This is a genomic window from Akkermansia massiliensis (assembly GCF_018847375.1).
Classification (GTDB): domain Bacteria; phylum Verrucomicrobiota; class Verrucomicrobiia; order Verrucomicrobiales; family Akkermansiaceae; genus Akkermansia; species Akkermansia massiliensis.
This window is the reverse complement of sequence record NZ_CP072036.1, coordinates 564,551-590,426: the sequence shown is the minus strand read 5'-3', so window position 1 is coordinate 590,426 and position 25,876 is coordinate 564,551. Positions and strand designations below refer to the sequence as shown.

Here is a 25,876-nt window from a genome sequence, read left to right as displayed (position 1 = left end):
TTTCCACAGTTTCCGGCCTGCCGGCAGATACTGCCGCGCGCGGGTGGAGAAGGAGATAATGTTTCTTATTGAAGAGGCTGGCAGACAGCCTCTTCAATAGGTTTTTCAAGGGGTGTTCAATGCTTTTTTGCGGGAATCAGGCGGAAGGCGGAGGGGGATTTGGCGGATTTGATTTCCAGGGGCTTGGTCGGGTCCTTTTGAGTTTCCGCGCCTATGGTGATGATAAGCCTGTCTTTGGGGTGGATGACGGTGGCGTTTTCAAAGACGAGCGTATTGGAGCCGTCCGTCAGCTTCCAGCCGTCCAGCAGGATGCCGGAGTCTCCGGGATTGTTGATAATCACGTTGCCGGTGCCAGGTTCCAGCTTGGGGGCGGGCTGCTTGAGCTTCATGCTTTTTGCCAGCTTGGCGAAGGTGATTTCAGCAATGCGCCGCGCGCCCGGCTCCGTGGGGTGCAGGCCGTCCACATACCATTCCGGATGATCGGAAAGGGGGTGCAGCGCGTCAAAGAGGCCGACCTTGTGCTTGCGCGCCACGGTGGCGATCAGTTTTTCCGCTTCCGGACGGTTGGCCGCGGAGCCGTTGTCCGAGCCTGCGTATTTGCGCACATCCGGGTAGCAGTTGCCGGGGAACGCCTTTTTGTTGAGCGGGCCGCGGTAGTCCGGACCCAGCAGGCCCCAGGCGAAGAATCTGGCCTTGGGATTGGCGGATTTCCAGGCATTGAACAGGTCGTCATAACCCTTGGCGAACAGCTTGGGGTCCCACCAGCGGCCCGTATCGTTGATGCCCAGGTTGCAGATGTAAACGTCCGCCTTGAATTCCAGGGATTGCTTGTGTTCCTTGGTGCTGCCGTACCAGCGGCCCACTTGGCCCGGATAGTCGCCCGCCGTTTTTCCGGGGTTGCCGAATCCCCGGACGTCAAAGTCCGGGCCCATCAGCGTGCCAAGCACCTGCGGATACCGGGCATCTCCGGGTTTGAGGCCGGAGCCGAAGGTGATGCTGTCCCCCACGCAGGCTACTTTAGTGGGGACGGCCTGTGCCGCGGTGCCCAGGGAAAGGGCCGCGGCCAGGGAAGCGAAGAGAAGATGAAGGTTCATGGTATGGTGGAGTGAGAAGGGTTATTTTTTAGGAGTGGGCGCATCCGTGCGGAAGGGGCGGGCGGGGAGCTGGTCGCCGTTGACCAGGTTGGGGGTCACGAAGCGGTTCCAGCAGTACCGTGCGTGTTTGGGGGATTTAACCTCCGGGGAGGTGAGGCGGATGACAGCGGTGCTGCCTTTCCTGTTCGTGATTTCCGCCGTGGCGGGATGGTAAGCGCCGTCCGCCCCGGCAATTTCAAACTGGGCCGGTTCCTTGCCGTCCGTCGTGGTCAGGTCTTTGGCGTGTTCCAGTTGGATCAGAAGGGCGCTGCCGGAGGGTTTGAAGGCTTTGAAGGAGGGGCCTTCACAGGGAACCTTTTTGCCGTAAACCTTGTTGAGTGCCGTGTTCCCCGCGCGTTCTCCCACGGGACGCTTGAAGGGGGGGTGGACATCGGCGTTGGTGGAACCCAGGTCAATGGTGTTGACGCTGTAGACCTGCGGGACGGTTTTGGCTACCGTGTCCTGCATTTCCCGGAATTCCGGCCAGCCGGCACGGATTTTTGACGGATCGTTGATGCGGGGGAGCTGAATCATGACGAAGGGCATTTCCGGATTGCGGAAGGCTTTTCTCCAGGAGGAGATCATGGTTTTCAGCAGCATGCCGTTCTGTTCGTTGTCAATGATTTCAGCGTCGGATTCGCCCTGGTACCAGATGACGCCCGTGATGGGAAGGGCTGTCATCCACGCGATGCCGGATTCATAAAGGAACGCCGGTTTGTAAGGATGGTCCGGAGACCCCTGGTCCAGACGCGGGGAGATGTTTTTTCTGGCGCGTCCCCTTACCCAGTCGGAGATGAGGGGGGAGTCCAGCCAGTGGTTGCCGCGCAGGGTGCGGAAGCTGCTGTTGGCATTGATGACCTGCCGGGGAATCCACGCCGCTATTTCCGAGCCGCCCAGGGAGGAATGGATGATGCCTACCGGAATGCCGAGCCCTTCACGGAGTTTTTTGCCGAAGTAGTAGCCGACGGCCGCCATCGGGCCCGAGGCGGCGGGGGAACTGACGGCCCACTGCCCCTTATAGAATTTGTCCGTAGTGACGGCATCAAAATCCTTGTCGGAATAGGGGGCGTTGTTCGTGTGGGCCTGTGGGACGTTGTTGAACAGGCGGAGCTGCTCGTCCGCGGAGGCGGCTATGTCTTCCTTGGCCGTGGAGGTCTGGTTCAGGCGGAACAGCATGTTGGACTGCCCGGAGGCCAGCCACACTTCTCCCACCAGCACGTCGTCCAGCTTGGAAGAGTCTCCGTTCTGGGTGGCCGTCAGCGTTTGTCCCTCTGCGCTGGGTTTCATGGGGGGCAGGGTGACGCTCCATTTTCCCTTGGAATCCGCCTTTGTTTTCAGGGAGGAGCTTCCGAAGGTGACGGTCACTTCCTTGTTGGGATCAGCCGTGCCGGAGACGGGCACGTTTTTCCCGTGGGGAAGGACCATGTGGGAACCGAATACCCGGTCGAATTGGGGAGCGGCCGCCCAAGCCGCATTCAGGGCGATGGCGGCAGCCAGGATGCATGGAGTATGGAGATGCATGATTTAACAGGTTATTTGAGAAGGAGTTCGTCCCGTGTGAGGCCGGTCAGCCGTCCGAGCCGTTTGATCAGGCGCGTCATGATGAAGACGAGGGCGACCAGGATGGGCACCCCGATGATCAGGAAGCCCCACCAGGTGATGCTGCCGATGGCCACGTTGTAGGCCACCTGCTGTTCCGCCTCAGGCTGGCGCATGACGGAGGACATGAAGGAGAGGCTCAGGAAGAAGTTGCCGATGGAGGAGGCAACCAGCGTGCCCGCCAGAATCCAGGACGAGTTTGCCAGCAGGCGCTGGTAGGTCTGTTCCTCGCCGTTGGCGGCCACCGCCTGTTCTATCCTGCGCACGTCAAACAGCTCCGGCGTGTAAATGAACATGTTGAGAAGGGGGGAGCCGGTGGAGCGGGAGACGACGACCGCCGCCGCCAGGATGAGGGGAATCAGGGCCTCCTTTCCGGCAAACAGCCAGGGAGTGGCGCTGTGGATGCGCCCCTCCGGCCCGATGACGAAGATGCTGATGACGCCCGTCAGCAGCACGCCGGCCATGCCTACGCCGGACATCAGGTCAAATTTCCTGGTGACGACCAGGGAACGGATTCCGTAGACCAGGGGAAGGGAAAGGGCGAAAACGAGCGCCCATACCGGGCCGATGTGCCAGAAGCTTTCCCCTGCCGGACGTTCCAGGGGATTGGCAGGGCCCGCGCTGCAGTAGTCCAGAATCAATACCGGGAGCAGGATGTTGATGAAAATTCCCAGCAGGGAGGAACGTGAGTTGTTTTGCGTTTTATCCATGAATTCGGAGGCAGGTACTTGTATCATACGCAGATGCGTCCCCGCAAGTTGCAACCCCGTGTGTGAATGTAAAGACCAGAAGCGGGGGGAGGCGGTTTTTTCCTCCGCAGGCGGCCCCGCGGAAATCGTGGCATCTGACGGCATCTTCCGTTCTTTTGGCTGGACACAGGTGTGAATAATGTTCAGCTTCTCCCGTGACTCTGACAGATCATTTTTCCCCCATGACTCAAACATCTTCTTTTTCGACGCTTGGCATTTCGCCGGAGATTCTGGAAGCCATTGAAGTGCTCGGCTTCGATACTCCTTCCGCCATTCAGGAGCAGGCGATTCCCGCTGCGATCGGAGGGTCCGATATCGTGGGGCTGTCCCATACGGGTTCCGGAAAGACGCTTGCCTTTGCCATTCCGGCCCTGGAGTGTATTGATCCCGAGGAGCGGAATGTCCAGGTGCTGGCCCTTTGCCCCACGCGGGAACTGGCCGTCCAGATTTGCCGGGAGGTGGACAAGCTGGCCCTGTTCATGGACGGCGTTTCCGCCGTTCCCATTTATGGCGGTTCCTCCTTCCGCCCGCAATTGGACGCCCTGCGGCGCGGGGTCCAGTTCGTGGTGGGAACGCCCGGCCGTGTCATGGACCTGATGGAGTCCGGTGCGCTGAAGCTGGACAATCTCCGCATGCTGATTCTGGATGAAGCGGACGAGATGCTGGACATGGGCTTTCTGGAAGATATTGAACGTATTGCGGAGTTCATGCCGGAAACGAAGCAGACCCTGTTTTTCTCCGCCACCATGTCTCCGGAAATCAACCGGCTGGTGAACCGGTTCATGAAGGACCCCGTCCAGATCACCATTGAGCGGCCCACGCTGACGGTGCCCACCATTGAACAGTCTTATTATGAGGTGGTATTTTCTTCCCGGATTGAGGTGCTCAGCCGCCTGCTGGACACAGGGAAGATCAAGATGGGGCTGGTTTTTGCCAATACCAAGAAAGTGGTGGACGACATCGTGGACGGCCTGACGGCCCGGGGTTATCCCGTGGACCGCCTCCACGGGGACATGCCCCAGATCATGCGGGAGCGCGTGATGGATTCCTTCCGCAAGGGGAGCCTGCGTCTGCTGGTGGCTACGGATATTGCCGCCCGCGGCCTGGATGTGGACGATGTGGATGCCGTGGTGAATTTTGAACTGCCGCGTGATCCGGAGGATTACGTGCACCGCATCGGCCGCACGGCGCGCGCCGGGCGCAAGGGGAAGGCCATCACTTTTATGGGGCGCCGTGATTTTTCCCTGATGAGCCGCATTGAACGCTTCATCGGCGTCAAGCTGACTCCGGAACCCGTGCTGACCGCCGTTCAGGTGGACCAGCTCCGGACGGAATCCCTGGTGGATGATATTCTGGAACGCCTCAAGCCGGATGCCGTTCTGCCGGAGGAATTGAAGGAAGTGGAAGCCGCTCCGGAAGCCATGGCCGCCGCCCTGTTTGATTTGCTCCGGGAGCGCACGCACCGGGAAGTACAGCCCATTCCGGAGGACAAGCCCGCCCGCAGGACGCGCCATGTATCCCAGCCCGGAGAAGAGGCGGAGAGCCCGCAAAAGGGAGATTCCTGGCAGCACAAGGGGGATACGGTCACACTGTTCATGAACGGCGGCAAGATGATCGGCCTGCGGCCCAAGGACATCGCCGGATTGTTTTACAATACGGTGGAAATGGAGAAGGGCGCCGTGGGCGATATCCGGATTTTCTCCAAGCATTCACTGATTGAGGTGGACGCTTCCGTAGCTCCCCAGCTCCTGGACGCCCTGGCTACGGCCACCGTCTGCGGGTATGAGGTCAACGTCCGCGAGGACAAGGGCACGCCGGAATATTCCGACGGGCCGCGTCCGCCCCGCCGCAGCGGAGGTTTCCGCGGCGGCTACCGCGGAGACCGGGACCGGAGCGACCGCGGCGGATTCAGGGGAAACCGCGGAGGCTTCCGCAGTGACCGCGGTGAACGCTGGGGCGACCGCCCCCGCAGGGACGACAGGAAGAAGCGGTTCTGACGCTTCCGCGGTTCCGGACACGTTACTTGCGTCGTTCCGGAAACGGTTTTTTCCACGGGAGCGGCTGCTTTACTGGAGTTTCAGTTCCATGGGCACGGGGTCCGGATTCAGGAGGATGCCTTTCCGGTAGGCGGTCCCCGCCTCCTCGGCGCCGTTTTTGTACTGCTTCCACAGCCTATTCAGCGTATCCCGGTTGCCTGGGATGCGCAGGAAATCGGTGTGGGCCTTGTTGGCGTGTTTGCCCCATGGAGCCATGCCCCTGGCGGATTTCAGCATTTCCAGTCCGGCAGACAGTTCTTTTTTTTAAATGGCGCCCTGCCATGCAGATTTGGAAGATCTGCCGTTCCGGCACGCCGTATGCCTCCGGATTCCAGGCGCCCCCCCTGTAAACGATGAACAGATCCTTATTCTCTTTTTCGGCTTGTGCGGCGGCTTTTTCCAGGTCAGCCATTCACACGTCCAGCCCGCAGAGCGTACCGGAGGGAAGCAGAAGGGCGGATGCAATCAATAGAGTATGGGGCAGTTTCATAGTTTTTTCACTATAGGTCTGATACAGCAATCATCAATTCCCTTTCCGTTTAATTATCTTGAGAGATGGGAGAATTCATGTAAGATCGCGCTCTGTTTTAACGTTTCCCTACAGTCTATTTTCATCTGAATCATGAAGCTGGTATCTTTCCTATCCGTTCTTCTGACTGCCCTGGTTCCGTGCATGAGCGCTTCCGGGCAGGCTGCGAAGCCCGCCGCCCGGGCCGTCAAGAATTCAAAACCCAATGTTATTTTTATTCTGGTAGACGATATGGGCTGGGGCGATCTGGATTCCAACTGGAGCCAGCAGAAGCTGAACGGGCGGACGGTGGACAGGAAGAACGAGTTCAAGACCCCGGCTTTGTCCGCGCTGGCCCGGGAGGGGATTCAACTGCGCCGGCATTATTCCGCCGCTCCGGTCTGCGCTCCGGCGCGCGCCTCCCTGCTGCTGGGGGTGCACCAGGGGAATTCCCGCGTGGTGAGGAACAACCGCTTTGACCATCCCATTGAAGATTCCCATACGCTGGGCACCGTGATGCGTGACGCCGGTTATGATACCGCCGCCATCGGCAAATGGGGCGTGGGCGGCGGCGGTGAAAGCCATGGTCCGGTGACGGGCGGCCCCCACCAGCGCGGCTTCAATTATTTTTACGGCATCCTGGACCATCTGGCCGGGCATTTCCATTATCCTTCCGAATCCCGCGACATTTTCGAGTACAACGGTTACGCCTCCAATCCCGAATGGAAGAATATCAAGGACAAGGTTCCCCAGACCGCCTATTCCACGGATTTGTTTGCCGCCCGCGCCAAGCAATGGATTGTGGACCAGCGCAAGTCCGCCCGCAAGACCGGCAAGCCGTTTTTCCTGTACCTGGCTTTTCCGGCCCCTCACGGCAACCTGGTGGTTCCCGGAACGCCCTATCCTTCCGGCGGCGGTTTGAAGGGCGGCCTGCAGTGGGTGAAGAAGAACGGCACGGAATCCGTAAATACGGCTTTTGACGCCAAGGCGGAAAAAGACAAGGACACGTACATTTATCCGGACAATGCCCGCTTCCCGAATGAGGTGGCCAAACGGCATTCCACGATGATCCGCCGCGTGGATGATGCCGTGGCGGATTTGATTCATCTGCTGAAGGATTTGAAGATCGACAACGATACGATGATTGTCTTTACCTCCGACAATGGCCCCCACAATGAAGGCGGCGCCGACCCCAAGCACAGGCATGGGGCGCAGAATCCGCAGTTTTTCAAGAGTTACGGCATGATGGACGGCATCAAGCGCGACTGCTGGGAAGGCGGAATGCGCGTTCCCACGCTGGTACGCTGGCCCGCCCGCATTCCCAAGGGCCAGATCAGCCTCCAGCCCGGACAGTTCCATGACTGGCTGGCTACGCTGGCGGATGCCGCCGGAGTGCCGGTTCCCGCCCGCAGCGACGGCGTTTCCCTGCTGCCGACGCTGACAGGCCATGCGGACCAGCAGAAGCCCGGCATTATTTATTCCGAATATAACGTCGGCGGCAAGACGCCCGGCTACAAGGATTTCCTGGGCGAACACAAGGGAGCGGAACGGGGCCAGCAGCAGATCGTCTTTGTGGACGGCCTGAAAGGCCTGCGCATGGGGGTGAAGGACGCGGACAAGGATTTCATGATTTTCGATACCCTGAATGATCCGCAGGAAAGCAAGGACCTTGCTTCCTCCAAGCCGGAGCTTCAGGCCCGCATGAAGGCCGCTGCCCTGTCCAACCGGCGTGCCTCCCTTCCTTCCAAGACGGTGTTTGATACGGCGCTGGTCCCGGCAGTGGAGACAAAAGGGGCTGCCTCCCCCGGCTTGAAGTGGTCCCTCTATGAAGGGGAGTTCCCCTGGGTTCCGGATTTCCGTCAGCTCAAGAAGCAGGCTGCCGCGCACGGCGTGGCTCCGTCGCCGTCCGTCAAGATGAACGGTCCCCGGAAGCGCGGGGTGGAATTGACGGGGTTTGTGAAGGTGCCCGCTGACGGGGAGTATACGTTTTACCTGTCCACGGACGCGAACAAGGGGAGCAAGGCCTTTGTCCGCCTGCACGGCATGGAGTTGATTGACGCGGATAAGACTTACGAACCGGGAGCCGAAGTTTCCTCCGATTTGGGCGACCGGAAGAATCCTGTTTATTTAAAGGCCGGGTTGCATCCCATCCGCATCGGCTATGTGGGCAATGCCGGTCCCGCCTCCAAGCTGGTCTTGAAGTGGGAAGGCCCCGGCTTGTCCAAGCAGGAGATTCCCGCGTTTGCGTTCAGCCATGATGGCGGGGCCGAATAAGAACCTCCGATGAGCGACCTTTACGAGTACCAGGCGATTGACGGTTCCTCCAAGGGACCCGTCTCCCTGGTGCTTCTGATTCAGGCTCGCAACCATGGGCGGCTGTCCAACCGTACCCTGGTGAGGAAGCTTCCCGACGGGGGCTGGCAGCCGCTGTCTTCCTTCATTCCCTCCATGACCGTCATGGATGCCGATATGGAGGAATCAGCCATGCCGGAGCCCGAAACCGGGGGAGAGCCCGCCATTCCCGCCTGGACGCGGAAGAAGTATTGGACGCGCATCATTAAGGGATGGTGCAGTTTTGAAGGACGTGCCAGAAAACAGGAGATGCGCGAGGTTTATTCCACCATGGGCATCGCGTGGCTGGTCGTGGCAGGGGTTCCGTCCATCATGAAAAGCGGTTTTTTTTCCGTGTCCCCCCTGTTGGAGCTGCTTTTTCCCCTGGCTTATGTGGTGCTTCCCGTGTTGTTTCTCCCCCTGGCGGCTACGATGGTGCGGCGCCTGCATGATGTGGGGAAAAGCGGCCTTTTCCTGATATGGCTGGCCGTGCCCGTAGTGGGCTGGCTGCTGTTGCTGTATTTGTGTTATGGGGAGAGCCTGCCGGGAGAGAACAAGTACGGTGATCCGCCCTGGAGTTGAAGAATGAAGCCGGAAGCTGGACGCATTGAAGGAGAACAGGCCGGGATGGAACGTCCGGTTAAGGGAATTTCTGCATGATTGCGGCATTGAAAATGAACAGGTTTTTTGTTATACTGGTTGTTCTGGTTCAAAGCGCTGCCCATGGCTTCTCCCAGATGGAATTCACCATTGGCCTTTTTGATGGCGGCAGGAACAGAGTGGTTCCGGTAACCGTTTATCAGCCGGAGAGGGAAAGCTCCGAGACAAAGGTAATCATTTTCAATCATGGCTATGACGGAAACAGGAACGTCAAATCCAGCCAGACATATTCCTATTTGAACCGTTTTCTTGCAGGAAAGGGGTATTATGTGATCAGCGTACAGCATGAATTGCCTCAGGATCCGCTTCTGGCAATGGAAGGGAATTTGATGGAGGCCCGCATGCCGAATTGGGAAAGGGGAGTGGAAAATATCCTGTTTGCCATTCAGGAGTTCAGGAAGCTGAAACCGGGATTGGATTGGGGAAAGCTTATTCTCATAGGGCACTCAAACGGAGGGGACATGGTCATGCTTTTTGCGGCCAGGCATCCCCTTTTGGTCGATAAGGCCATTTCCCTGGATCACCGCAGGATGAAGATGCCGAGAATCCGGAAACCGCGGCTGTATACCTTGAGGGGATGTGATTATGAGGCGGACGAGAGAGTGCTGCCCGGTATAAAGGAGCAGGAGGAGTTTCATATGAGGGTGGTGAAGCTGGAGGGAGTTACGCATAGCGGCATGGGAGGGGGCGGAACGGAGAAACAGCACGAGCTGGTCAATCGGTTTGTACTTGAGTTTATCAAGTGAGGTCCGGGTTGCCCGTTGGTGGCGCGATGCGCAGGGAAGAGATTTTCCTCGAAGGAGCGGTCTTGTTCTGCGGAAATAGAAAGGGCTGTCCCCAATGAATGGAACAGCCCCTTCCAGGTTGAAAGTTATATTTGGCGTTACGCTTCCACGGCTTTGGAGAATTCCTCCACCGTGTCACAGGTGCAGACCAGGTTCCGGTCCCCGTAGACGTTGTCCACCCGGCCCACGTACGGCCAGAATTTATGGATGCGCAGGCCAGCTACCGGATAGGCCGCCTCACTGCGGGAGTAGGGGTGCCGCCATTCGTCGGCGGAGACCATTTCCGCGGTATGGGGGGAGTTTTTCAGGACGTTGTCTTCCTTGTCCGCCGTGCCGTTGATGACGGCCGTGATTTCCGCATGAATGCGTTCCATGGCTTCGATGAAGCGGTCCAGTTCCTCCTTGGGTTCCGATTCCGTGGGTTCCACCATCAGGGTTCCCGGAACAGGGAAGGACATGGTGGGGCCGTGGAAGCCGTAGTCCATGAGCCGCTTGGCGATGTCATCCACGGTGAGGCCGGCGTCATGGGTAAGCTGGCGCGGATCCAGGATGCATTCATGGGCCACCAGCCCCTTGTTGCCGGAGTAGAGGACCGGGAAGAGGGGGCCGAGTTTTTTAGCGATGTAGTTGGCGTTCAGGATAGCCATTTCCGTGGCTTCCTTGAGGCCTTCCGGTCCCATCATGGACAGGTACATCCAGCAGATGGCGGCAATGGAGGCGCTTCCCCATGCTGCGGAGGCCACAGCTCCTTCCTCATGGCCCAGCGTGAGGTGGCCGGGCAGGAAGGGAACGAGGTGTTCCGCCACGCCGATGGGCCCGATGCCGGGACCGCCGCCGCCGTGCGGCATCGCGAAGGTTTTATGCAGGTTCAGGTGGCAGACGTCCGCGCCGATGCAGCCGGGGCAGGTCAGCCCCACCTGGGCGTTCATGTTGGCGCCGTCCATGTACACCTGGCCGCCGTTGGCGTGGACGATGTCGCAGAGTTCCCTGATGGTCTGTTCATACACCCCGTGCGTGGAGGGGTAGGTGACCATGATGCAGGAGAGGTTGTCCCGGTGGGTTTCCGCCTGGGCTTTCAGGTCCTCCATGTCGATGTTGCCGCCTTCGTCGCATTTGACGGGCACCACCTTGAGGCCCGCCATGGCGGAGGAAGCGGGGTTCGTTCCATGGGCGGAGGTCGGGATGAGGCAGACGTCGCGGTGGCCTTCCCCGGCGTGCTTCTGGTAGCGGCGGATGGCCAGCAGGCCGGCGTATTCCCCCGCCGCGCCCGCGTTGGGCTGGAGGGAGACGGCGGCAAAGCCCGTGATTTTCGCCAGGCGGTCGGACAGGACGGAGAGCATTTCCCGGATGCCTTCCGACTGGTCCGCCGGAACAAAGGGATGCAGGGAGCTGGTTTCCGGCCACGTGATGGGGATCATCTCGGAAGCGGCGTTCAGCTTCATCGTGCAGGAGCCCAGAGGGATCATGGCTTCGTTCAGGGCCAGGTCCCGTGATTCCAGACGGCGGATGTAGCGCATCATTTCCGTTTCGGAATGGTAGGAGTTGAAGGCCGTTTCCGTGCAGAAGGGCGTCTGGCGCGTATGGACTGGGGCCCAGGCGGGAGTCTCGCAGCAGCAGGGGGCGGAGGTTTCCGCGCCCGCAAGGGCGGAGGCCAGCGCCTCTACGTCTGCGCAGGTAGCGGTTTCATCCAGGGAAATGGTGACGTGGCCGGCATCCACCTTGCGGATGTTGTAACCCGCTTCCAGGGCTTTCCGGACCATGGCGTCCGCCTGGCCGGGAACGGTCAGCAGCAGGGTATCAAAGAAGTCCTTGTTTTCAATGGTGATGCCGGCGTTCGTGAGCGCCTTGTACAGGCTTTTGGTTTTCCGGTGGATTTCCGTGCCGATGCGCTTGAGGCCTTCCTGCCCGTGGTATACGGCGTAGAAAGCGGCCAGCACGGCCAGCAGCACCTGGGCGGTGCAGATGTTGGAGGTGGCCTTGTCGCGGCGGATGTGCTGTTCCCGCGTTTGCAGGGCCAGGCGGTAGGCCGGGCGGCCCTGGGTGTCTATGGACATGCCGATGAGGCGGCCGGGCATGCGGCGCTTCAGGGCGTCCGTGCAGGACATGTAGGCGGCGTGGGGGCCGCCGAAGCCCATCGGAACGCCGAAACGCTGCGTGTTGCCAATGCAGATGTCAGCCCCGAAGGCGCCGGGTTCCCGGATGACGGTGAGGGCCATCAGGTCCGCCGCCACGACGCAGAGCGCGCCCGTGGCATGCACGCGGGAGAAGAAGTCCATGTAGTCGCAGATGCGGCCGAGCGTGTCCGGATACTGGACGAGTGCCCCGGCCAGGTCCGCGCCAACGGAGGCGGGGTCAAAGGAGGTCCAGTCCCCCACCAGGATGTTAACGCCCTGGAAGGCGGCGCGGGTGCGGATGACGCTGATGGTCTGGGGGTGGCAGGTGTCCGCCACAAAGAAGGTGTTTGCCTTGGGGCGCGCGTTCCGGCACATGGTGACGGCTTCCGCGGCAGCGGTGCCTTCATCCAGCAGGGAGGCGTTCGCCACCGGCAGGCCCGTCAGGGAGGAGACCATGGTCTGGAAGTTCATGAGCATTTCCAGGCGTCCCTGGGCGATTTCCGGCTGATAGGGCGTGTAGGCCGTATACCAGCCGGGATTTTCCAGTACGTTGCGCAGGATGACGGAGGGCGTGATGGTGCCGTAGTAGCCCTGGCCGATGAAGGTTTTCAGAAGCTTGTTTTTCCGGAGGATGGAACGGAGTTCCTCCAGGGCTTCCGTTTCCGATTTGGCTGCGGGCAGGTCCAGGGGATCCTGCATCCGGATGTCTGCGGGAACGATGTCCGCAATGAGTTCATCAAGAGTTTGGTAGCCGAGGCTGTCAAGCATCTCCCGGCGTTCTTCCCCCTGGGGGCCGATGTGCCGTCTGGCAAAGTCTGAGTGGGTATTCATGTGGTATCTGGCAGGTAATGGAACCCGGCCGCGGGGGCCGGGTTAAATTCAAAATGCCCCGGGATGGAATCACCGGGGCGGGGGAGGGAGGAACGGGTCAGGAACAGTATTCCTCGTAGTCCGTGGCGTTCATCATGTCTTCCGTTTCCGTGGGAACGTCCAGGCGGATTTTGTACAGCCAGCCTGCTCCGTAAGGATCGGAGTTGATGAGGGAGGGATCATTGGAAAGTTCTTCATTCACTTCCAGGATTTCACCGGAAACCGGGGTGTACACGTCACTGGCGGCCTTGACGGATTCCACGACGGCGACGGGGTCGCCGGCGGCAACGGTGGCGCCTACTTCGGGAAGGTCTACAAAGACTACATCGGAGAGTTCGGCCTGTGCATGGTCTGAGATGCCGATGGTGCCGATGTCCCCGTCAATTTCAATCCATTCGTGATCCTTGGAATACAGCAGATTTTCTGGTACGTCGTGCATAAGATGTAATTGTTTGAGGTGAGAGTGTAGTAAAATGCAGTGTTTGTCAGTTTATTTTTGCGCCGTAGTGTCAACCTTTCTTATAAAAGGGTTTTTTAACTACCACGGCAGGGAATTTCCTTCCCCTTACGTCAATTTCCAGCTCGGTGCCGACCTTGGCATGGGCGACAGGCAGGTAGGCCAGGGCAATGCCCTTCATCAGTGAAGGAGAGAGCACGCCGCTGGTAAGTTCTCCGATGGCTTCTCCTCCGGGAACGTGAACGGCATAGTGGGCGCGGGGAGGAGCTCCCTTGCCGGTGTATTCAATAGCCACCAGGCGCTGGGTGAGGCCGTTGGCTTTCTGTTCACGAAGAATGTCGGCGCCGGTGAAGTCCGTATCCAGCGCGCAGAAGAAGCCGAGCCCGGCTTCCAGAGGCGTTTTGTCCGGAGCGAGGTCGGAACCGTTCAGAGGATAGCACATTTCCAGGCGCAGGCTGTCGCGCGCGCCCAGGCCGCAGGGCTTGGCGCCTGCGTCAAGGAAGGCTTCAAACCATTTGACGCCTTCCCGGGCCGGACAGAAGAATTCAAAGCCGTCTTCCCCGGTATAGCCGGTGCGGCAGACGAGGAGGTCCGTTCCGTCCACCGTGATGCGGGAGATGCCGTTGCGGGGGGGGAGCTCCACGCCGGGAATGACGCGGGCGAAGATTTCTCCGCATTTGGGGCCCTGGACGGCCAGCCCCACATATTCGTCGGAATGGTTTTCCAGGACTACGTCCGCGGGCTTGTGGGCGGAGAGCCACGCGAAGTCTTCGTCAATCTTGGAGGCGTTCACCACCACGAAGAAGGTTTCCGGCTCCATCCGGTACAGGATGAGGTCATCAATGACTCCGGCCCGGTCATTGAGCATGATGGAGTATTGCCCCTGGCCGATGTCCAGTTTATTGATGTCATTGGTCAGCATGGAGTTCAGCCATGCAGCCGCTGCGGCGCCGGCCACCGTGAACTGGCCCATGTGGGAGATGTCAAAGATGCCGCAGGCTTCGCGCACGGCTTTGTGTTCGTCCAGGATGCCGGTGTACTGCACCGGCATGTTCCAGCCGGCGAAGGGAACCATTCTGGCTCCCAGTTCAACGTGCTTGGCTGCCAAAGGGGTGGATTTGACGTCGGGATCAGTCATGAGGCGATGTGAAGGTTATGAGCAATCTGCTCTCTGCATCAGGAAAAGTCAATGGAATTCCGGTAAAGCTTTGGGCTAAACATTGAAGCGGAATTCGACCACGTCTCCGTCCTTGACGACATATTCCTTTCCTTCAATGCGCAGCTTGCCGTGCTCCCGCGCTCCGGCCTTGCCGCCGCAGGATACCAGGTCGTCGTAATGCACCACTTCCGCAGCGATGAAGCCGCGTTCAAAATCCGTGTGGATGACGCCCGCCGCCTGGGGGGCCTTGGCCCCGGCCGGGATGGTCCAGGCCCGCGTTTCCTTGACTCCGGTGGTGAGGTAGGTGCGCAGGCCCAGAAGGTGGTACACGGCGCGGATGAGGTCGGAAACGCCGGAATCCTGCACGCCCAGGGATTCCAGGAATTCGCGGGCTTCTTCATCCGAAACGTCGATGAGTTCTTCTTCAATCCGGGCGGAGATGACAATTGCCTCCGCGTTGTGGTGTTCCGCCACGTATTTTTTCACCTGGGAGACGTAGGGGTGCGCGTCCGGATTGTTGATGGCGTCCGCCAGTTCGTCTTCATTGACGTTGCAGGCAAAGATGCTTTTTTTGTCCGAAAGGAGCTGGAAGGAATGGAGCAGCTTGCGTTCGTCGTCATCCAGTTGCGATTCAAAGGTGAGGGCCGGATTGCCCTCATTCAGGTGGGGCAGCAGCTTGGTGATGAGGGCCACCTCCGCCTTGGCTTCCTTGTCTCCGCTGCGGGCCTTGCGCTCCCGGGAGGAAAGCCTTTTGTCCATGGTGGCGATGTCCGCCAGAATGAGCTCCGAATTGATGATTTCAATGTCGCGCAGGGGGTCCACGGAACCAAGCTCGTGGATGATGTCGTCATTGTCAAAGCAGCGCACCACCTGCACGATGGCGTCCACTTCACGGATATTCGCCAGGAACTGGTTGCCCAGTCCGGCTCCTTCCGAGGCGCCCTTGACCAGGCCGGCAATGTCCACGAATTCAATGAGCGTGGGGATGATTTTTTCAGAGCCGGACATGTCGGAAAGCACTTGCAGGCGGGAGTCCGGCACCGTGACCATGCCCACGTTCGGATCAATGGTGCAGAAGGGATAATTGGCCGCCTGGGCCTTGCGGGTTCTGGTGACCGCGTTGAAGAGGGTGGACTTGCCGACGTTGGGGAGACCTACAATACCTGCCTGTAACATAGGCAGGACTGATAGCGGCTCACGCCGTGAAAGTCAAATACCAATTGCCGCCGTGCATTTATGCGGCGTCACCCAGGGCCCATTTGAGCAGGTTTTCAGATTCCGCCCAGATGCGGGACGGATGGCAGCCGAGAACGACGACGATGACATGGCGGCCGTTGAAGCCGGCGGAGGAAACCAGGCAGCGGCCGGCGGCGTTCGTGTAGCCGGTTTTCATGCCGGTGACCCACGGGTGCTGGGTGAGCAGCTTGTTGGTGTTTCTCAGCAGAAGCGTCTTGCCGTTGGCGCGGGTGAAGGCGTACTGGCGTTTGCAGATGATGTTGCGCAGTTCCGGATTGCGGTAGACGTAATAGGCGCAGCGGGCCATGTCAATGGCGGTGGAGTACTGGTCCGCGGGGAGACCGTTGGGGTTGACGAAGCGGGAGTTGTACATGCCCATCTGGCGCGCCTTGGCGTTCATCAACTGGGCGAAACGGGGAACGGACCCCGCCGTGTCGCGGGCCAGGGCCACGGCTACGTCATTGAAGCTGCGGATCATCAGGGCATTGAGCAGTTCCCGGCGGGAATAGACTTCTCCGGCGCGGAAGCCCAGCTTGGTGGGATCCGCCTTGGTGTCGGAAGGCTGGATAACCACCTTCCTGTCCAGGCTGCCGTGTTCAAGGACGACCATGGCCGTCACGAGTTTCTGCGTGCTGGCTACCTGGCGGTGCTGGAGTCCGTTGTGGGAGAAAAGCACTTTTCCGGTGAGGGCGTCCATGACGCAGGCGCTGGCACATCGGGGCGTGCGGGGGGCGCTCGGCGGAATGGCTACCGGACGCGTGGGAAAGTTGGCGGGGCGGGGAAGGGCGTTGGCTACCGGCTGGGAAAGCTGCGGGGGAACAGGCGTTGCCAGGGGGATGTAATCACTTGAATCCCCATACGATTGGCAGCTCGTGGAGCTCAGGCAAAGGGTGAATCCTGCGAGAAGGGCGAACAAACGCATGTCTTGTTGCTACAGTAAGAAGTTTCATTCATCAAGCCCAAACTCCGCATTTGAAAGGGAGTTGGACAAAAAAAGGCCGCGGGTTGTTTGATCCGCGGCCTTTTCTCTCTATTAACTACCTATGGAACCAAAAACCACCCTGGACGGATTTTGAGTTACTTTTCCCACCCGTCGGATAGATCTTGTGAAGGGTGAGACTTTATCCCGCAAAAAGATGTTCAAAATATGTCCGTAAACGGTTATTTTTTAAGAAATATTTCTGCATGTTTTTATGTTTGCATTAATATAAACACGTTATGGGGTTTTGGCCCTGCATGTACTGTCTGTTGCAGGCATGAGAGTTCTTCCGCAGGCCTTGAAGCGCGAGGGATCTTCCCTTGTTGACATATTTAATTTCTGGAATAATAACTGTTAGGAGGTAGCTTGACGGCTGTTTTAGATGTTTGAGGGTATTTGTTTTGCATCATGAGAAGAAAGTTTTTTTTGCCGGAAGCAGCCCGGAAGCAAAGAAAAAAGTCATTGCGGAGCATAGACGATTATGGTTCCTTACCATAAATTTGAATCATCATGAAAGTTTCCGTCCTGTTTTTGTCACTGGTAGCCTCCTGCATGGCCTGCGCCGAAGTTCTTCCGTTCAAGACGCCCTCTTTTGATACCAAGAGATGCGCTGACAGCGCCAAGTCCTCCGTGTCCATGGAGCAGAAGGAAACGTGCGTTGAAGTGAAGCTGCTGGACGGGGAGAACAGCATGGAGGCAATGATTCCCTTCCGGGACAAGAACGATTACAGTAACCTGGCCGTTTTTGAAAAGGCATTTGCCAAGGAGAATATTTCAAAGAAGCTTGATATTTTGAAGAAGGTGGAACCGAGGCTGGTCAAGACCATTATCCGGGGCAAGGAGGTGAAATGCCCGGTGGTGCCGCTCGTTTCTCCGATCAAGGGAGAGGACGGCTTGATGCTGGCGCTTTTCCTGGCGTCCTATGAAAAGATAGATTTCAAGGCCCAGCAGGAAGGCCGCTTTCAGAAGAAAAGAAACCCGGACGACATCAAGTTTGTATATGGAGTGATTTTTGAAGTTTCCGATCCCGTGTCCAAGAAGAAGCTGGCCGCCCCAGTCAAGTGGGAGCAGGCGGAGACGATTTCCGCCTGGATTGATGCCGTGCGCAAGGAGGTTAAGCAGTAGGAGCTTTTTCTGTTCCTTTAACCGGGCTGACGCGGGCTGTCGCCGTCCGGGGGCGCCCTGCCTGCTGTTGAGACATTTCCGGAAAGGGAGGAGAACTGTTTAGTGTCCCTTGTGGTTGATGGAAAAGTATCCGCCTGCATCCGGCGTGATTTGCCCTGCAATTTGCATTCTGGACAGAAGCGGCGTAATGGCGCATGCCGGTTTCCCCAGTGAGGCGCAGAGGGTGTCAATGGTATTGAAGCCCATCCTGACGGCATGGAGGATTTCCTTTTCCTCCGCAGTGGGAGGCAGCGGAGGTGCAGCGGCGGAAAGGGAGGATGGGGAAAAAAGGGGCAGGCCCTGTTCCGGGGCGGTCCATTTCATGTCATGCAGGATGTCGGAGGCTCCGGCGGCCAGCGTGGCTCCGTCCCGGATGAGGGCGTGGCAGCCGTCGGAGGAATGCCGGTCAACCGGGCCGGGAATGCAGAAGACCTCCCGTCCCTGTTCCCCTGCCGTCCGCGCCGTGATCAGGGCTCCGCTGCGTCCGGAGGCTTCCACCACCAGCGTCGCGCGGCTCCAGCCGCTCACGATGCGGTTGCGCATGGGAAAGGTGGTGCGGGAGGGGGGCAGCTCCATCGGGAATTCGGAGACTACCGCTCCATGGCCGTCCGCAATGCGCTGCGCCAGGTTTCTGTTTTCCCATGGATACAGCTTGCTGAGGCCCGCTCCGATGACGGCGACGGTGCGTCCTCCCGCATCCAGGGCTCCCGTATGGGCCTCCGTATCCACGCCGCGCGCCAGTCCGGAAATGACGGTTACCCCGGCCTCCGCCAGGTCATGAGAGACGGTTCTGGCGCATAGCCTGCCGTAGTGGGTGGCCATGCGTGAACCGACGACGGCGATGGAGCGTTCGGAATCCCCCGCGGTCCAGGATCCCCAGGAATAAAGGACGATGGGCGCGTCCGTCAGCTCGCGCAGGGCAGCGGGATAGGAGGCGTCAAAGACCGTGGTGACCGTGGCCCCCGCCTTATCCGCCAGTTCCAGCTCCCGGTACGGATTGACGATGCTCCGCCAGGATGAGATGTGGCGAGCCAGCTGTGCCCCGATGCCGGGAATATCCATCAGCATGGAGGCCGGAGCTTCCAGAACCAGTTCCGGAGAGGCGAATACCTGCATGAGGCGCATGACCCTGACAGGGCCCAGCCCCGGTATCAGGTTCAGGGTTATGGCGGCTTCCCGGGGCGTCATGAATAAGGGGTCAGTTCCTGGTAAACGTCCAGATGGGCCTGAATCATATCCTCCATCTTGTAAGGGGAGGGTATGTGACGGGGCAGGGGAGGGGGCTGGGCGTACCAGCGGGAAAGCAGGGCAGCCATGGATGAGGTGTCCCCCACGGCGATGTTTCCTTCCGGCAGGAAGGCGTCCAGTTGTTCCTTGACTCCGCCGTGGGCGTACCCGGCAACGGGTCTGCCCAGGGCGAGCGCCTCAAGGGTTGATTTGCCGAAGGCCTCCGGGCTTTTGGTCAGGGAAAGAGTGACGGAACAGGTGGAAATGATGTCCCGCAGGTCCTGGCGGTGGCCGGTCCAGGTGAAGGCGTGGGAGACGCCGGCCCGCTCAATTTCCCGGAGGACTTCGTTTTTATATTCTTCCTTTCCCTTTTTGGTCTCTCCCACGATGACGGCGTGGGCCGGAATTCCCCGTTCCAGAAGCTGTCTTACAATGGGAATCAGGTCCAGCTGCCCTTTCAGGCGCGTGATGCGGCCTGGCAGGCACAGGGTGAATTTTCCCTTGAGCTCGGGATAGGACATATGCCAGCCCGTGAGCCATTCCCGGGAAGGGGAGTAGTCCGGGTGGTGCTGGTCCGGGGAAATGGCATTGGGGATGATTCTGATATGGTCCTCGGGAGTGGACGGATAATGGGTGAGGATGTAGTCCCGGATGCAGTTGGAAACGGCAATCACCCGTTCCCCCCGGCTCATGATGGCGGAGTACCGGTTGACGGAGTAAAAGCCGTGCACGCTGGTGACGAGGCCGGGCCTGTCTTCCGGCGGCAGTTTTTTCCATGCCAGGTAGCCTACCCAGGCGGGAACGCGGGAATGAAGATGCAGGATGTCCGGCCTGACGGCCTGGAGCAGGGCGCGGAGGGCGCCGATGCGGAAGAAGGTGGCGAGGCTTTTTTTGCCGATCGGCATCAGGATGTGGCGGGAGCCTTCCTTTTCCAGCCGGGGAATCAGGCGTCCGCCGCCGGAGACGACGATGTTTTCCACGCCCCGGGCGGAAAGGCCGCTGCCCAGTTCCATGACGACTTGTTCCACGCCTCCGGATTCCATGGAGGGGACGAGATGTACTATTTTCATAAGGCGTGGAGTTGGGGAAAGAATCTGGTGAGGATGTAGTCTGCGGCGCGGTCCGCCTCCAGAAGGGGGGCTCCGGGCGCTGCCAGGCGGAAGCCCTGCTTTTTCCAGTCCCGGTATCCGGTGACCAAGCCTTCCTTTTCCAGCATTTCCAGGCCGGACAGGATGCGGGATTTACGGTTGCCGTGGCGGCGGGGGACAGCCAGGACGCCTACGGGCGCGCCCGCGCCCAGCGCTTCATATACCATGGAGACGCTGTCCTGGCTGACCCAGGTGGCGGAGGCGTGCGCCAGATGCCGCGCTACCCACCCCGGCTGCGTTTCCTCCACTGGAACGACGGTGATCTCCGGAACGGCCGTCTGGATTTTCTCTGCAAAGCCCGTCGGCGTCCGGCGCGAGGTGGTCAGCACGATGTTGCCGGGGGTGTTGATGCTGATGTCCGAGAGCTGGTTGAGCATGGCTTCGTCATCCCAGTCAAAATCCTTGCTGGGACCTCCGATGAGGATCAGGGTGATGTCCTTCGGGATGGAGGGATCAGGCCTCATGGGGTGAAGCGCTCCATGGGTGGGAAAGATGCCCGTATCCGTATAGTCGCGCCCGGGGCGCAAGTCATGGCGGGGAATGAGGCAGAGGTCAAAAAAGGTGCAGGGAAGCGTGGGCTTCATGCAGAGGACAGCCCGGGTCTTGAAATGATGGCGGGCGCAGATGAGCGGGATGTGCGTGGCGTGTCCGGCGGAGATGAACAGGTCTGGCTGCGGCGTGTCGCTGCCGGAGACGACCTTCCGGATTTTCCCCAGAAGGGAAAGTCCCTGCAGGTCCACCGTTTCCACGGCCCCCCCCTGCTTTGGCAATCAGAGCCTGCGCCAGTCCCAGGGACTGGTTGAGATGGCCCTGTTTCCCATCGCTCAGAATCCGGATGTTCATATAGGTCTATTATGAAGCGGCGGCAGGGTGCAGGCAATCCAATTTCCACCGGATTGAAGAAAATTCTTGGTGGAAGGGGCGCTCTTGTCCATGATGCGGGCGTGCTGACGCCGGATCCCGCTGTTATTAAAGATTCCCTGTGCGCCGTGTCCCGGCAGCTTGGGTTTTCCGGCTGCCGGGTGGCCCGTGCGGGAAGGAGCCCGCATGCGGAAAAATTGTTCCAATGGCTGGAACGGGGCTGGCACGCCGGGATGGAATGGATGGCGCGTTCTCCGGAGCGGAGGGCGGACCCTGCGGAGGTGCTTTCCGGCTGCCGTTCCGTCATCTGCCTGTCCTATGACTATGACAGCCCCGCCATGCGTCCGGAGGGGGAGGGAAGCATCTGCCTTTACGCCCACGGAAGGGACTACCACGGAATTCTGGAAGAGAAGCTGGCGGATTTGCAGGAACTGCTTTCCATTTACGGCGGCGAGCAAAAGGGATATGTGGACGCCGGACCCGTCATGGAACGGGACCACGCGGAAGCGTGCGGCCTGGGATGGCGCGGAAGAAGCGGCCTGATCGTTCGCAGGAAGGGAGGCTCGCGCTTTTTCATCGCCACCCTGCTGACCACACTGGAGCTGGAGCCGGACGCTCCGGTCTCCCACGGGTGCGGAAGCTGCCGGCGCTGTGCGGACCTGTGCCCGACGGGCGCAATCATGGAAAACGGCCAGGTGGATGCCGGACGCTGCCTTTCCTACTGGACGATTGAACACCGGGGATCCATTCCGGAGGAAATACGCCCCCTGGTAGGGACACGGCTGTACGGGTGCGACACCTGCGTGACGGTCTGCCCCTGGAACGGGAAGCCCCTGCCGGAGGCGGATGAGCGGTTCCGCATGTCCCGCCTGCTGGCCTCCATTCCGCTGCGCGATCTGCTTGCCCTGGATGCCGGCGTCTTTGCGGACCTGTTTCGGAATTCCCCCCTGAAAAGAATCAAGAGGGAGGGGCTGCTGCGCAACGGCTGCATTGTGCTGGGGAATGCGGGAACTCCGGATGACATTGATTTTCTGAAGGCGCTTTCCGGGGAGTCCCCCCTCGTGGCGGAGCATGCTTCCTGGGCGGTGGAACGCATCCTGCGCCGCCACGGGCGGCATGCATGTTCAAGCGGCGCAAGAGATTAAAAATAGAAAAAATGACGTTTTGCTCTTGTCAAAACCTCAATTTATGGTATCCATCTTGCCCCAAGCAATAGCTCTGCGCGAGGCAGAGAAAAATAACAGCTAGCAAATCCAATCCATTATGGCACGCCTTTTCGGTACAGAAATACCCAACGAGAAGCGCATCGAGGCTTCCCTTCCGTATATTTACGGAATCGGGCACTCGACTTCTAAGAGAATCCTGGAACAAGCAGGCATCAATCCCGACATCCGTACGGGACAGCTTACCGACGAACAACTCACGAAGATTGTTCAAGTGATCACCACTGACGGAATCCTGATTGAAGGTGACCTTCGTCGTGAAAAGCAATCCATTCTCAAGCGTCTGACCTCCATCAACTGCTATCGCGGTCAGCGCCACCGCCGCGGCCTTCCGGTCCGTGGCCAGCGTACCCGCACGAATGCCCGCACCCGTAAAGGCAAGAAGAAGACCGTTGGCGCGCAGGCCAAGAAGAAGTAATCCGGCAACCTGAATTTTACTATATAGCTTTACTATGGCTAGCGAAGAAATCACCAACGAAACCGCCGAAAAGCCCGTGGAAGCGGCAGCTCCCGCTCCCGCTGCTGAAACTCCGGCCGCCGCTGTTTCCGCTCCTGAAGAAGTCAAAAAGCCCGAACCCCGCAAGGACATTTTTGCGGAACTCGGTCTGGGCGGCGATGATGACAAGCCCAAAATCCTGAAGGCCAAGGGCAGCAAGAACGTTTCCTCCGGCGTGGTTCATGTTTCCTCCACGTTCAACAACACCGTCGTGACCGTCACCGACCAGCGCGGCAACGTGATCGGCTGGTCCTCCGCCGGCAAGATGGGCTTCAAGGGCTCCCGCAAGAGCACGGCTTACGCCGGCCAGGTGGTTTGCCAGGACGCCTGCCGCCAAGCCATGGGCCACGGTCTGCGTGAAGTGGAAGTGCGTGTGAAGGGACCGGGTTCCGGTCGTGAATCCGCCGTGCGTGCCGTGCAGACGATCGGTATTGAAATCACCTCCATCAAGGACGTGACCCCCCATTCCCCACAACGGCTGCCGTCCCCCGAAGGCCCGCCGCGTCTAATTGAATCCTTTTACCTATAGATCAAATATATCATGGCTCGTTATACCGGTCCCCGCGATAAAGTGTCCCGCCGTTTTGGCGTTGCTCTTTTCGGTTCCACCAAGGCTCTTGAAAAGCGCCCCTTCCCCCCCGGCCAGCATGGCATGCGCGCCGGCCGCAAGAAGAAGTCCGACTACGGCGTGATGCTTGCTGAAAAGCAGAAGCTGCGTTTCCAATACGGTGTGCTTGAAGGCCAGTTCCGCAAGTATTATGCAGAAGCCGCCCGCCGCCGCGGCATTACCGGCGACATCCTGCTTCAGCTCCTTGAACTCCGTCTGGACAATGTTGTGTACCGTCTCGGTTTCAGCAACACCCGCGCCGGCGCCCGTCAGCTCGTTTCCCACGGCCATATCACCGTGAACGGCAAAAAGACGAACGTTGCGTCCTACTCCTGCCGCCCTGGCGATGTGATCGCCGTCGGTGGAAAGGCCTCCTCCCAGCAGCTGGCTACCCGTTTCCTTGACCTGACCCAGGCCACTGTGGTTCCGGATTGGCTGGAATGCGACCGTGACAAGCTCACGGGCAAGATTGCTCGCGTACCTTCCAAGGAAGAGATTGCTCCCATCGTCAATGAGCAGCTCATCGTGGAATTCTACTCCCGTTAATCTTATTTCCTTCTGGATTTGCTTCAAAACCCCGGTTGCCTTTTGGCGGCCGGGGTTTTGGGCGTTTAAGGGAAGAGGATGGAGAGTTGAGAGTTGAGAGTTGAGAGTTGAGAGTATAGGATGGGGGTATGACGGATGATTTGAGCGAAAGGGGAGTGGCCCTTTTTGATATGGACGGAACATTGCTGCCCTGGGATACGCAATACGTTTTTTCCTGTTTCGTGCTGAGGCTCCATCCATGGCGGCGCCTGCTGGTGCTTCTTTTCCTGGCCTGCATTCCTCTTTATGTTCTGAGGATATGGGATGAAAACCGGATGAAGAGGGCCTATCTCATTTATTTGTGGGGACTCCCCGCAGAAACGGTGCGGGAGTATGGAAGGAAATTCGGCTCTCTGGCACAGGAATGGATTTATCCGGAACTGAAGGAACGGCTGGAGGAACACCGGAAGAAGGGGGATCTGTGCCTCATGGTTTCCGCCTCCCCAACCTTTTACGCGGAACCTCTGGGTGAGCTGCTGGGATTTAACGGCGTTCTGGGAACGGACGTGCTTCTGGACGGCCGCATGCCGGCGATGCCGGAATTGCCGAACGGCAACAACAAGGGACAGATAAAGGTGGAGCGCCTGCGCGAGCGGAAGGTGCTGCCGGAGCACGGCGTTCTGGATAACGCCGCCGCCTACAGCGACAGTGGCGCGGATATGCCCATGCTGCTTTCCTGCGGACAAAGGGTCCTGGTGAATCCTTCTCCTTCCCTGAAGGAAGACGAACGCCTGGCCGGGGCGGAATGCCTGTATCCTGCCCGGCCATGGAGAGGAAAGCTTGGCAAGATCTGGAAGATTGCTCTTTTTGTCATGGGGATGGTAAATATAAATGTTAGAAAATCAATGATTAGCTAACTGTGGGGGAGAAAAGGCTTTACATTTGTGACGGAAATGTTTCACTTTCCTTAACAAGGGGGAAAAGATACTTTTCTTTCCTTGTTAGCAAATCAACAATTAATACCCTAACCAAGTAATAGTCATGCAAACCAAGAACATCATCAGTGTTGCGGCAGCTGTGGCATCCTTTGCCGGCGCTGCTCTTGCGGGCACTCCCGTCAAGATTGTTGCTCCGACTCCGGTTCCCACTCCCGTGGCGACTGTCAGCCCGCTGTCCGGCGATATCTACGCCGGTTATGCCTCCAATTACACCAGCCGCGGCATCGTGGCTTCCCACGCCTTGGTGGGAGGGGATAGCGTTATCCCTGCCGGTGTAAATCTGAATTACAAGCTGAGCGACGCCAACTCCATTGTGGGTGCCGCTTCCTACACCTCCCTGACCTCCGGTCACGAGCTGCTTGGCATGAAAGATATTGCTTTCCACAATGAAACCAATTTCAACCTTGGCTGGAAGAACCAGGACGGTTTGCTGAAGAACCTGTCCACCACCCTCGGCTGGAATCTGATTCATGGCGGTCTGCTCGGCAACTTTGCCAAGTATGATTACAGCAACCTCCTTGCAAACGGCGTCGTTGGCCAGCGTCATGCCCACTCCGTGGCTCAGGAATTCTATCTGAACCTGAACTATGACCTGTGCAGCAACTGGTTCGCCGGTGTGACCACTAGCTATGGCTTCCAGGGAATGACCGGATGGTGGTTCCAGCCGTATGTGGGCTGGAAGGCTTCCATCTGCCCCGCCACGGACATCGTGATCACGGGCGGCATGTCTGCCACTGCCGGCTACTTCGACAGCAAGTCCGCTTTCATGTCCAACGGCGCGCAAGCTTGGTGGGTGAAGGCTGAACTGCCTGTCAAGCTGGGCGTGAAGAATCTGGCCGTGGTTCCCTTCGTCAGCTTCAACTGGGCCGGCAACGGCGCCTTGAAGGCTAACAAGGGCGTGGACGCAGGTTCCAAGCCTTACAAGAACTTCGGCGTGGTGGCTGGCGCCAACCTCGTCTATTCCTTCTAAGCCGTCCGGCTTACGATTGAATCATGTTTCAAGAGCGGCGG

22 protein-coding genes and 1 pseudogene are annotated in these 25,876 nt (G+C 59.1%); 11 read left to right on the top strand and 12 right to left on the bottom strand.

All coding sequences use genetic code 11. From position 1 onward, the window contains the following. Positions 1-116 precede the first annotated feature (116 nt). From J5W70_RS02490 to J5W70_RS02480, 3 genes are read right to left on the bottom strand one after another with little or no spacing between them, the layout of a single operon-like run. Entirely contained in the window at positions 117-1,094 is a 978-nt protein-coding gene (locus tag J5W70_RS02490; RefSeq protein ID WP_022396490.1) for a GDSL-type esterase/lipase family protein, read from the bottom strand. 21 nt (positions 1,095-1,115) lie between these two features. Beyond that, positions 1,116-2,654 (bottom strand): sialate O-acetylesterase, encoded by a 1,539-nt coding sequence (locus tag J5W70_RS02485; protein WP_022396491.1) that lies wholly within the window; start codon positions 2,652-2,654, stop codon positions 1,116-1,118. An 11-nt stretch (positions 2,655-2,665) separates the two neighbouring features. Continuing rightward, positions 2,666-3,469 (bottom strand): VC0807 family protein, encoded by an 804-nt coding sequence (locus tag J5W70_RS02480; protein WP_102726646.1) that lies wholly within the window; start codon positions 3,467-3,469, stop codon positions 2,666-2,668. Between the two features lie 194 nt (positions 3,470-3,663). On the opposite strand from J5W70_RS02480, the gene J5W70_RS02475 reads away from it, so the two are divergent. After that, on the top strand, positions 3,664-5,478 hold the full coding sequence (locus J5W70_RS02475; RefSeq protein ID WP_022396493.1) for a DEAD/DEAH box helicase: 1,815 nt from the start codon (positions 3,664-3,666) through the stop codon (positions 5,476-5,478). Between the two features lie 69 nt (positions 5,479-5,547). Here J5W70_RS02475 and J5W70_RS02470 read toward each other — a convergent pair whose 3' ends face one another. Then, positions 5,548-5,754: a hypothetical protein gene (locus tag J5W70_RS02470; protein ID WP_022396494.1), complete on the bottom strand. Its 207-nt coding sequence runs from the start codon at positions 5,752-5,754 to the stop codon at positions 5,548-5,550. Positions 5,755-6,139: 385 nt separating this feature from the next. Here J5W70_RS02470 and J5W70_RS02465 point away from each other — a divergent pair, with 385 nt between their 5' ends. The 3 genes from J5W70_RS02465 to J5W70_RS02455 all read left to right on the top strand — a co-directional run bounded on the left by J5W70_RS02465 (position 6,140) and on the right by J5W70_RS02455 (position 9,762). Then, entirely contained in the window at positions 6,140-8,299 is a 2,160-nt protein-coding gene (locus J5W70_RS02465) for a sulfatase-like hydrolase/transferase (protein ID WP_022396495.1), read from the top strand. 9 nt (positions 8,300-8,308) lie between these two features. Next, positions 8,309-8,938: a DUF805 domain-containing protein gene (locus J5W70_RS02460; protein ID WP_022396496.1), complete on the top strand. Its 630-nt coding sequence runs from the start codon at positions 8,309-8,311 to the stop codon at positions 8,936-8,938. A gap of 92 nt (positions 8,939-9,030) precedes the next feature. Beyond that, positions 9,031-9,762: an alpha/beta hydrolase gene (locus J5W70_RS02455; protein WP_343123154.1), complete on the top strand. Its 732-nt coding sequence runs from the start codon at positions 9,031-9,033 to the stop codon at positions 9,760-9,762. Positions 9,763-9,899: 137 nt separating this feature from the next. Here the strand turns inward: J5W70_RS02455 and gcvP are convergent, their stop codons facing one another. The 5 genes from gcvP to J5W70_RS02430 all read right to left on the bottom strand — a co-directional run bounded on the left by gcvP (position 9,900) and on the right by J5W70_RS02430 (position 16,559). Further along, complete coding sequence (gcvP, locus tag J5W70_RS02450; RefSeq protein ID WP_022396498.1) at positions 9,900-12,746, bottom strand: aminomethyl-transferring glycine dehydrogenase; 2,847 nt, start codon at positions 12,744-12,746, stop codon at positions 9,900-9,902. A 97-nt stretch (positions 12,747-12,843) separates the two neighbouring features. Further along, entirely contained in the window at positions 12,844-13,224 is a 381-nt protein-coding gene (gcvH, locus tag J5W70_RS02445; RefSeq protein WP_012419500.1) for a glycine cleavage system protein GcvH, read from the bottom strand. A gap of 70 nt (positions 13,225-13,294) precedes the next feature. Next, entirely contained in the window at positions 13,295-14,380 is a 1,086-nt protein-coding gene (gene gcvT, locus J5W70_RS02440; RefSeq protein ID WP_102726640.1) for a glycine cleavage system aminomethyltransferase GcvT, read from the bottom strand. Positions 14,381-14,455: 75 nt separating this feature from the next. Then, positions 14,456-15,577: a redox-regulated ATPase YchF gene (gene ychF, locus J5W70_RS02435; protein WP_022396500.1), complete on the bottom strand. Its 1,122-nt coding sequence runs from the start codon at positions 15,575-15,577 to the stop codon at positions 14,456-14,458. Between the two features lie 58 nt (positions 15,578-15,635). Next, entirely contained in the window at positions 15,636-16,559 is a 924-nt protein-coding gene (locus J5W70_RS02430) for a D-alanyl-D-alanine carboxypeptidase family protein (protein WP_022396501.1), read from the bottom strand. A gap of 567 nt (positions 16,560-17,126) precedes the next feature. On the opposite strand from J5W70_RS02430, the gene J5W70_RS02425 reads away from it, so the two are divergent. Continuing rightward, entirely contained in the window at positions 17,127-17,741 is a 615-nt protein-coding gene (locus J5W70_RS02425; protein ID WP_022396502.1) for a hypothetical protein, read from the top strand. A gap of 99 nt (positions 17,742-17,840) precedes the next feature. Here J5W70_RS02425 and dprA read toward each other — a convergent pair whose 3' ends face one another. Genes dprA through J5W70_RS02410 form a run of 3 tightly spaced genes read right to left on the bottom strand, consistent with a single transcriptional unit; the run spans position 17,841 to position 20,904 of the window. Continuing rightward, entirely contained in the window at positions 17,841-18,968 is a 1,128-nt protein-coding gene (gene dprA, locus J5W70_RS02420) for a DNA-processing protein DprA (RefSeq protein ID WP_022396503.1), read from the bottom strand. After that, the gene (locus tag J5W70_RS02415; protein ID WP_102722664.1) at positions 18,965-20,077 is read right to left on the bottom strand and encodes a glycosyltransferase; all 1,113 of its coding nucleotides are present in this window, start codon (positions 20,075-20,077) and stop codon (positions 18,965-18,967) included. Before J5W70_RS02415 ends, dprA begins: the two co-directional genes overlap by 4 nt. Beyond that, entirely contained in the window at positions 20,074-20,904 is an 831-nt protein-coding gene (locus J5W70_RS02410; RefSeq protein WP_215840673.1) for a mitochondrial fission ELM1 family protein, read from the bottom strand. Before J5W70_RS02410 ends, J5W70_RS02415 begins: the two co-directional genes overlap by 4 nt. Before the next feature lie 147 nt (positions 20,905-21,051). Here J5W70_RS02410 and queG point away from each other — a divergent pair, with 147 nt between their 5' ends. The 6 genes and pseudogenes from queG to J5W70_RS02380 all read left to right on the top strand — a co-directional run bounded on the left by queG (position 21,052) and on the right by J5W70_RS02380 (position 25,835). Further along, a complete protein-coding gene (queG, locus tag J5W70_RS02405; protein WP_215832903.1) occupies positions 21,052-22,161 on the top strand; it encodes a tRNA epoxyqueuosine(34) reductase QueG in 1,110 nt (369 codons plus the stop codon). 118 nt (positions 22,162-22,279) lie between these two features. Beyond that, positions 22,280-22,657 (top strand): 30S ribosomal protein S13, encoded by a 378-nt coding sequence (gene rpsM, locus J5W70_RS02400; protein ID WP_022396508.1) that lies wholly within the window; start codon positions 22,280-22,282, stop codon positions 22,655-22,657. A 187-nt stretch (positions 22,658-22,844) separates the two neighbouring features. Next, positions 22,845-23,244: pseudogene (gene rpsK / locus J5W70_RS02395) on the top strand (30S ribosomal protein S11). A gap of 32 nt (positions 23,245-23,276) precedes the next feature. Continuing rightward, positions 23,277-23,888, top strand: coding sequence for a 30S ribosomal protein S4 (rpsD, locus tag J5W70_RS02390; RefSeq protein ID WP_022396510.1), 612 nt, complete (start codon positions 23,277-23,279; stop codon positions 23,886-23,888). A gap of 128 nt (positions 23,889-24,016) precedes the next feature. After that, positions 24,017-24,784, top strand: coding sequence for an HAD family hydrolase (locus J5W70_RS02385; RefSeq protein WP_022396511.1), 768 nt, complete (start codon positions 24,017-24,019; stop codon positions 24,782-24,784). 124 nt (positions 24,785-24,908) lie between these two features. Beyond that, positions 24,909-25,835, top strand: coding sequence for a hypothetical protein (locus J5W70_RS02380; RefSeq protein ID WP_022396512.1), 927 nt, complete (start codon positions 24,909-24,911; stop codon positions 25,833-25,835). The last annotated feature ends 41 nt before the right edge of the window (positions 25,836-25,876 follow it).